Here is a 6876-nt window from a genome sequence, read left to right on the forward strand (position 1 = left end):
GCTCTCAGCTCACCCGCACCACGAGTGCGGTCGCCACGGCCATCAGGCCTTCGTCGCGGCCGGGGAAGCCGAGCCCGTCGGTGGTGGCCCCGGAGACGGAGACGGGGGCGCCGGCCGCCTCGGAGAGGATCTTCTGGGCCTCGGCGCGGCGTTTGCCGATCTTCGGCCGGGGGCCGACGACCTGGACGGCGACGTTGCCGATCCGGAAACCCGCCGCGCGGACGATGCGGGCGGCCTCGGCCAGCAGGGTGACGCCGGAGGCGCCGGACCACTCGGGGCGCGAGGTGCCGAAGTGCTGCCCGAGGTCGCCGAGCCCGGCGGCCGAGAAGAGGGCGTTGCAGGCGGCGTGCGCGACGACGTCGGCGTCGGAGTGACCGGCGAGGCCGGGTCCCTCGCCCTCCCACTTCAGGCCGGCGCACCACAGTTCGCGGCCGTCCTCGAAGGCGTGGATGTCGGTGCCGATGCCGACCTGGGGCAGGGCCGGGAGCGCCTCAGAAGCCATCGTTGAGCCTCCTGCGGGCGATGACCGCCTCGGCGAGGACGAGGTCGAGCGGACGGGTGACCTTGAAGGCCTCCTCGTGGCCGGGGACGGTCACGACCCGCAGGCCGAGCTGTTCCACCATGCTCGCGTCGTCGGTGACGTCCTCGGTGACGGTCCGGTGGGCGCGCAGCAGGGTGTCGCGGTCGAAGCCCTGGGGGGTCTGCACGGCGCGCAGCCGGGCCCGCTCGGGCGTGGCGACGACCGGCTCGGGCTCGCCCGGGACGGCGGCCGGTTCGACCTCCTTGACGGTGTCGGCGAGCGGCAGCGCGGGGACGACGGCCGGGGCTCCGTCGCGTACGGCCTCGATGACGGCGTCGACGGTGTCCACGGGGACGAGGGGCCGGGCGGCGTCGTGCACGAGGACGACGCGATGGTCGGGCGGGAGCGCGTCGAGGCCGAGCCGGACCGATTCCTGGCGGGTCTCGCCGCCGGGGACGACCAGGAAGTCCGTCCGGTCGGGCAGGGCGTGCGCGTCGAGGAGCGACTTGACCTCGGCGGCGCCGTCGGGCGGGGCCACGACGATGACCAGGGAGACGGCGCGGGAGGCGGCCATCGCGCGGACCGCGTGGATGAGCATGGGCGTGCCGCTCAGCGCTCGGAGTGCCTTGGGGGCGCCCGGTCCGAGGCGTACGCCGCGCCCGGCGGCCGGAATGACGGCTGCGACGGGCGTCGGCGCGGGCGAGGGGCGCGATTCGTCAGACATCGGTTCCTGTCGGGTTCGTGTGCGGGAGGTCCTGCGGGAGGTCCTGCCGTCGTGACGGCGTCGTCCGCCCGCGGGGGCGGCCCGGGCGGCGTCCGGTGCGCGCGCTCGCCGGGTGCCGGAGCGCCTCCGTGGCGGAGCCACTCGGGCGGTTCGGCGGCACGGCGGGCGGGCGTGCCGGACGCCGCCCGGGAAAACGCCGGTTTGACGGCGGGGTCTGCGTGGGTATGGCCTCAGCGTGCCACTGGCGCGCGTCTTGACCGGACCCTTCCGTGACACCGGTCGAGTCGGCTGCCCGGACCCGGCACGATCAGTATCGGGGGCTCCCCGGTGTTTTACGGCTTCGCTGCCGGCATCCGCGTTGTCCGGGATCCACGTGCAAGAAGCGATGAGCGACAAGCACGTACGGGATCCACGTACGGCATCGGCGCGGCCGCGTACGAACCGAACATGCCGCAGCGCCCGGCGACAGGTGGTGTGTCATCGGGCACCGCGGCAGTTCACTGTTCGAGCGTGCTGAGCGGGCGGGGCCTGCCGGGAGGCCGGTCCGTCAGGACGCGAGGACCTCGTCGAGCAGGGCCTCGGCCTTGTCCTCGTTGGTGTTCTCCGCGAGGGCGAGCTCGCTCACCAGGATCTGGCGAGCCTTGGCCAGCATGCGCTTCTCACCGGCGGAGAGTCCGCGCTCGCGCTCGCGACGCCACAGGTCACGCACGACTTCCGCGACCTTGATGACATCGCCGGAGGCGAGCTTCTCCAGATTTGCCTTGTAACGACGGGACCAGTTGGTGGGCTCCTCGGCGTACGGCGCGCGCAGCACCTCGAAGACCCGGTCCAGCCCGTCCTGACCGACCACATCACGCACGCCGACGAACTCCGCATTGTCCGCTGGCACACGCACTGTCAGGTCACCCTGGGCGACCTTCAGCACCAAGTAGGTCTTGTCCACGCCTTTGATCTGGCGAGTTTCGATAGCCTCGATCAGCGCGGCCCCGTGATGGGGATAGACCACGGTGTCGCCAACCTTGAACGTCATGTGACAGGTACCCCTTCCGTGGCTATCCAGGGTAACACGGATACGGCGTCTTCTGAATGGCGTTTTCGCAGGTCAGGGCATATCTCGGGGCTTGACAACAGCGACAGGAACGTGCTTCGGCGGGTCCGCGGAGGCAGGTATTCGCAGGTCGGAGCGGCTGTCCGGGCGAGGTGAAACGCGTACGTTACACGCGCCCGGAGGCCCGTCGAGGCGGCTGAACATCCACATTTGTCCGGTTCCAAGCGTGCGACTTACGCTACTCCGTTCGGTGTCCGGAGGCTGACATGAGGCGAATCCAGAATTGATCATCCGGGCGTGCCGATCAGTAGCCCGATCGTCGTACTCATCGGTACGTGATCAATACGTGATCAATATCCGGGGGCCCGCGCATTCCTTCACCGAAATTTTGCGACCCCCCTTATGTGAATGCCGGACGAGGCCGTGGTCAATACGGATCGTGTGTACCCGGAAGACACCGGGGCACCCCTGCCCGAGGGAAGCGGGACTCCGGGGGGAGGGTCGGGTGCGGCAGGGCGGGGACGGCTCGGTAACCTGAGGCCGCTGACAGACACATAGGGCGGCTTTACAAGGAGGTCGCCCCTGCGTTCAAGGAGTTGCCGCCGCCGTGAGCAGCAGCCTTCGACGCGGCGCCCTCGCCGCCTCCGCCATCGCCTTCTCGATCGCCTCGCTCGCCGCCTGCGGCGCCGGCAACGACTCCCAGACCCTGGGCATCAAGCCGGACAACGCGGCCACGAGCGTGGGCGACATCAAGGTCCAGAACGCCACCGTGATCACCCAGCCCGACATGCACTCGACGGGCCCGGCCGTGGTCTCCGCCACCGTCTTCAACGGCGGGACCGCCCCCCAGACCCTCCAGTCGATCACCGTCCCCGGCACCGGCGAGACCGCCAAGCTCAGCCCGGTCAAGGGCAAGACCCTCGTGGTCCCGGCGGGTGGCTCGCTGGTCCTCGGCGGCAAGGGCAACGCCTCCGCCGTCCTGGACAACACCCAGGAGGCCCTCCAGGACGGCAACGCCCAGAAGGTCACCTTCACCTTCAGCAAGACCGGTGACGTGAGCCTGCGCGCCTTCGTCTTCCCGGCCAAGAGCTACTTCAGCAGCTGGGGCCCGAGCGAGATCCCCACGCCGTCGGCCTCGACGTCGCCCGCCCCCGGCGCCACGGCGAGCTCCAGCGGCAAGCCGTCGAAGGGCAAGTCCCCCTCCTCGACCGGCTCCGCGTCCGCCGGCAGCACGCCGAGCGACTCCGCGTCGGCGTCCGCCGCGGGCCACTGATCACAGGGCTGAAGGGCGGCACCCCCTGCCGGGGTGCCGCCCTTCAGTCGTACCGCCCGCCGCGGCGCCCGCCCGCCTCACGGGTGCCGGATCCGATCAGGGCTCGAACTTGTAGCCCAGCCCACGCACCGTCACCAGGTACCGCGGCGCACCCGGGTCCGGCTCGATCTTGGCGCGCAGACGCTTGACGTGGACGTCCAGGGTCTTGGTGTCGCCGACGTAGTCGGCGCCCCAGACGCGGTCGATGAGCTGCATGCGGGTGAGGACGCGGCCGGCGTTGCGCAGGAGCATCTCCAGGAGGTCGAACTCCTTCAGCGGAAGGTCGACCTTGGAACCGGACACCGTCACCACGTGCCGGTCGACGTCCATCCGGACCGGGCCGGCCTCCAGCGCGGCCGGGGTGACCTCCTCCGGCTCGCCGCGCCGGCGCAGCACCGCGCGGATGCGGGCGACCAGCTCACGCGAGGAGAAGGGCTTGGTGACGTAGTCGTCGGCTCCTATTTCCAGCCCGACGACCTTGTCGATCTCGCTGTCCTTGGCGGTCACCATGATCACCGGGACGTTGGAGCGGCCGCGCAGCTGGCGGCAGACCTCCGTACCGGGCAGGCCCGGCAGCATCAGGTCGAGGAGGACGAGGTCGGCGCCGTTGCGCTCGAACTCGTCGAGTCCGTCGGGGCCGGTGGCCGCGACGGCGACCTCGAAGCCCTCCTTGCGGAGCATGTACGACAGGGCGTCGGAGAAGGACTCCTCGTCCTCGACGACGAGCACACGGGTCACGGAAGGACCTCCGGGGCGGAAAGCGTTTCGTACGCGGTTGATTCGGGGGACGTGCTGGGGGACGGCCCGGCCTCTTCGTCGAGGTCGGGATGCTGCTGGGCGCGGTCTCGGGCCGCGCCGGCCTCCGGCAGCCGCACGGTGAAGGTGGAGCCCTGGCCTTCGGCGCTCCACACCGTGACCTCCCCGCCGTGCGAGGCGATCACGTGCTTGACGATGGCCAGGCCCAGGCCGGTGCCGCCGGTGGCCCGGGAGCGGGCCGGGTCGACGCGGTAGAAGCGCTCGAAGATGCGCTCCTTGTCCTTGTCGGAGATGCCGATGCCCTGGTCGGTGACGGCGATCTCGATCATGTCGCCACCGGAGGCGACGATCCGGCGGGCGGCGATGCCGACACGGGTGCGGGCCGGGGAGTAGTTGACGGCGTTCTCGACGAGGTTGCCCAGGGCGGCGGCGAGCTGCCCCCGGTTCCCCCACACGTGGAGGTCGGCGGTACCCCCCGCGGCCATCGTGATCTGCTTGGTGCCGGCCTGGTGCCGGCAGCGGTCGATGGCCTCGGCGACGAGTTCGTCCACCCGGACGGGCTCGGCGTCCTCGAGGGGGTCGTCGTTCTGCACGCGGGAGAGGTCGATGAGCTCCTGCACCAGGTTGGTCAGGCGGGTCGCCTCGATCTGCATGCGCCCGGCGAAGCGCTGCACCGCCTCCGGCTCGTCGGAGGCGTCCATGACGGCCTCGGACAGCAGGGAGAGCGCACCCACCGGGGTCTTGAGCTCATGGCTGACGTTCGCGACGAAGTCCCGTCGTACCGCCTCGATACGACGGGCCTCGGTGAGGTCCTCCACGAGCAGCAGGACCAGTCTGGACCCCAGCGGCGCGACCCGCGCGGAGACGGCGAGGGCCTCCCCCCGCCCGGTCCCGCGCCGGGGCAGGTCCAGCTCGACCTGCCGTATCTCGCCGTCGCGTCTGGTGTCGCGGGCCATCTGGAGCATGGGCTCGACGGCGAGCTTCCCGCCGCGGACCAGCCCGAGGGCGTACGCGGCGGAGCTGGCCTTGACGACGGCGTCGGCTTCGTCGAGTACGACGGCCGACGAACGGAGTACGGACAGAACCGTGTCCACTCCGGGCGGGAGTACGGGATCGGTGTGCAAGGAAGTCCTGGTCGGTCGCTTCTGGTCGCGCTCGCTCCAACGGAACGCCAGCATGGCGATGACACCGGTGAGCACCCCGGCGATCGCAGCCGCTGCGGCGACCGCCGCGTTCACGTCCATGCGTCAAGGTTAGGCACGGCATTCCTCCTGACCACAGCCGTCCGGGGGCGAGCTCGAACACTCGTCGCCCAGAGTTCACCTCGGAGCCAGTATTGGTTCATTTGAGGTGGAAGAAACGGACGCGTACGGGCCGGAACGTGGGAGCGTGGGGTTCGCACCGCCCCGAAGAACACGTACGAGAGGGAACCCTGATGCGGGACGCGTACCACGAGGAACTTGACTCGATCGGCGACGGTCTGGTGGAGATGGCCCGGCTGGTGGGGTCGGCGATCGGGCGCGCGACGACCGCGATCCTCGACGCCGACCTCAAGCTGGCCGAAAGCGTCATCGAGGCCGACAAGAGGGTCGACGAGCTGCAGCACGAACTGGAGGCACGGGCCATAGCCCTGCTGGCCCGCCAGCAGCCGGTGGCCACGGACCTGCGGATCGTCGTCACGTCGCTGCGCATGTCGGCCGACCTGGAGCGCTCCGGCGACCTCGCCCAGCACGTGGCGAAGCTCGCGCGGCTGCGCTTCCCCGAGCGGGCGGTCCCCCAGGACCTGCACGCCACCATCCTGGAGATGGGCCAGCTCGCCCAGCGCCTGATGGCGAAGGCCGCCGAGGTCATCATCACCAAGGACGTCGACCTCGCGCTCCAGCTGGAGGCCGACGACGACGCGATGGATTTGCTGCACCGCACGCTCTTCCAGCACCTGATCGACGAGCGCTGGAAGCACGGCATCGAGACGGCCGTCGACGTCACCCTTCTCGGCCGCTACTACGAGCGCTACGCCGACCACGCGGTCGCGGTCGCCAAGCGGGTGGTCTACCTGGTGACGGGCGAGCACGCGGACGAGATCCAGACGGACATCCAGCCGGTCACGGGCACGGACAACGCCTAGCCGCGTGCCGGGCGCCACTGTGCGCCGTTGATGCGCCTGCCGGGCCGGGCATGAAATGGACAAAGGCACCAGGCCCTGTCCACTGGGAGGAACCATGGCCGAATCCCCCAGCACCACGCCCGACCCCACACAACAGCAGGACACCGACCAGCCCGCCGACCTCAGGAGTCTCCCGCTCGTCGCCTCCTGCGGCTGCGGCTCGGGATGCGGCTGCGGGTGCCAGTCGGGCGGCCCGTGCCAGTGCGGCTGACGGCACCTTCCTGCCTTAGATGCCGAGGGCCCCGGTGATCTCTGATGATGCTGTTGGTTAATCCGGGGCCTGGCGTGACGTCGGCCTTCAAGACCTGGTTGTGGTCTTGAAGGCCGACGTTGTCGTATGGGGTGGGTGCGG

Annotated in this window: 7 protein-coding genes; 2 read left to right on the forward strand and 5 right to left on the reverse strand. The window is 70.4% G+C overall.

Annotated features, from left to right (window positions below; all coding sequences use genetic code 11):
- Positions 1-4: 4 nt before the first annotated feature.
- From ispF to ACWC21_RS11880, 3 genes are all read right to left on the reverse strand, one after another.
- On the reverse strand, positions 5-502 hold the full coding sequence (ispF, locus tag ACWC21_RS11870) for a 2-C-methyl-D-erythritol 2,4-cyclodiphosphate synthase (protein ID WP_450880666.1): 498 nt from the start codon (positions 500-502) through the stop codon (positions 5-7).
- Positions 492-1244 (reverse strand): 2-C-methyl-D-erythritol 4-phosphate cytidylyltransferase, encoded by a 753-nt coding sequence (ispD, locus tag ACWC21_RS11875; protein WP_450880668.1) that lies wholly within the window; start codon positions 1242-1244, stop codon positions 492-494. Before ispD ends, ispF begins: the two co-directional genes overlap by 11 nt.
- A gap of 547 nt (positions 1245-1791) precedes the next feature.
- Positions 1792-2274, reverse strand: a complete 483-nt coding sequence (locus ACWC21_RS11880) for a CarD family transcriptional regulator (RefSeq protein ID WP_003953493.1) — start codon at positions 2272-2274, stop codon at positions 1792-1794.
- A 625-nt stretch (positions 2275-2899) separates the two neighbouring features.
- On the opposite strand from ACWC21_RS11880, the gene ACWC21_RS11885 reads away from it, so the two are divergent.
- Positions 2900-3565, forward strand: coding sequence for a DUF461 domain-containing protein (locus ACWC21_RS11885; protein WP_450880670.1), 666 nt, complete (start codon positions 2900-2902; stop codon positions 3563-3565).
- A 96-nt stretch (positions 3566-3661) separates the two neighbouring features.
- Here ACWC21_RS11885 and ACWC21_RS11890 read toward each other — a convergent pair whose 3' ends face one another.
- Together ACWC21_RS11890 and ACWC21_RS11895 are read right to left on the reverse strand one after the other, a co-directional pair.
- Entirely contained in the window at positions 3662-4342 is a 681-nt protein-coding gene (locus tag ACWC21_RS11890; RefSeq protein WP_010358452.1) for a response regulator transcription factor, read from the reverse strand.
- Positions 4339-5604, reverse strand: coding sequence for a sensor histidine kinase (locus tag ACWC21_RS11895; RefSeq protein WP_450880672.1), 1266 nt, complete (start codon positions 5602-5604; stop codon positions 4339-4341). The genes ACWC21_RS11890 and ACWC21_RS11895 overlap by 4 nt, the downstream gene beginning before the upstream one ends.
- Positions 5605-5795: 191 nt before the next feature.
- On the opposite strand from ACWC21_RS11895, the gene phoU reads away from it, so the two are divergent.
- Positions 5796-6485, forward strand: a complete 690-nt coding sequence (phoU, locus tag ACWC21_RS11900) for a phosphate signaling complex protein PhoU (RefSeq protein ID WP_450880674.1) — start codon at positions 5796-5798, stop codon at positions 6483-6485.
- The last annotated feature ends 391 nt before the right edge of the window (positions 6486-6876 follow it).

The sequence above is a fragment of the Streptomyces sp. NPDC001348 genome (assembly GCF_053597535.1).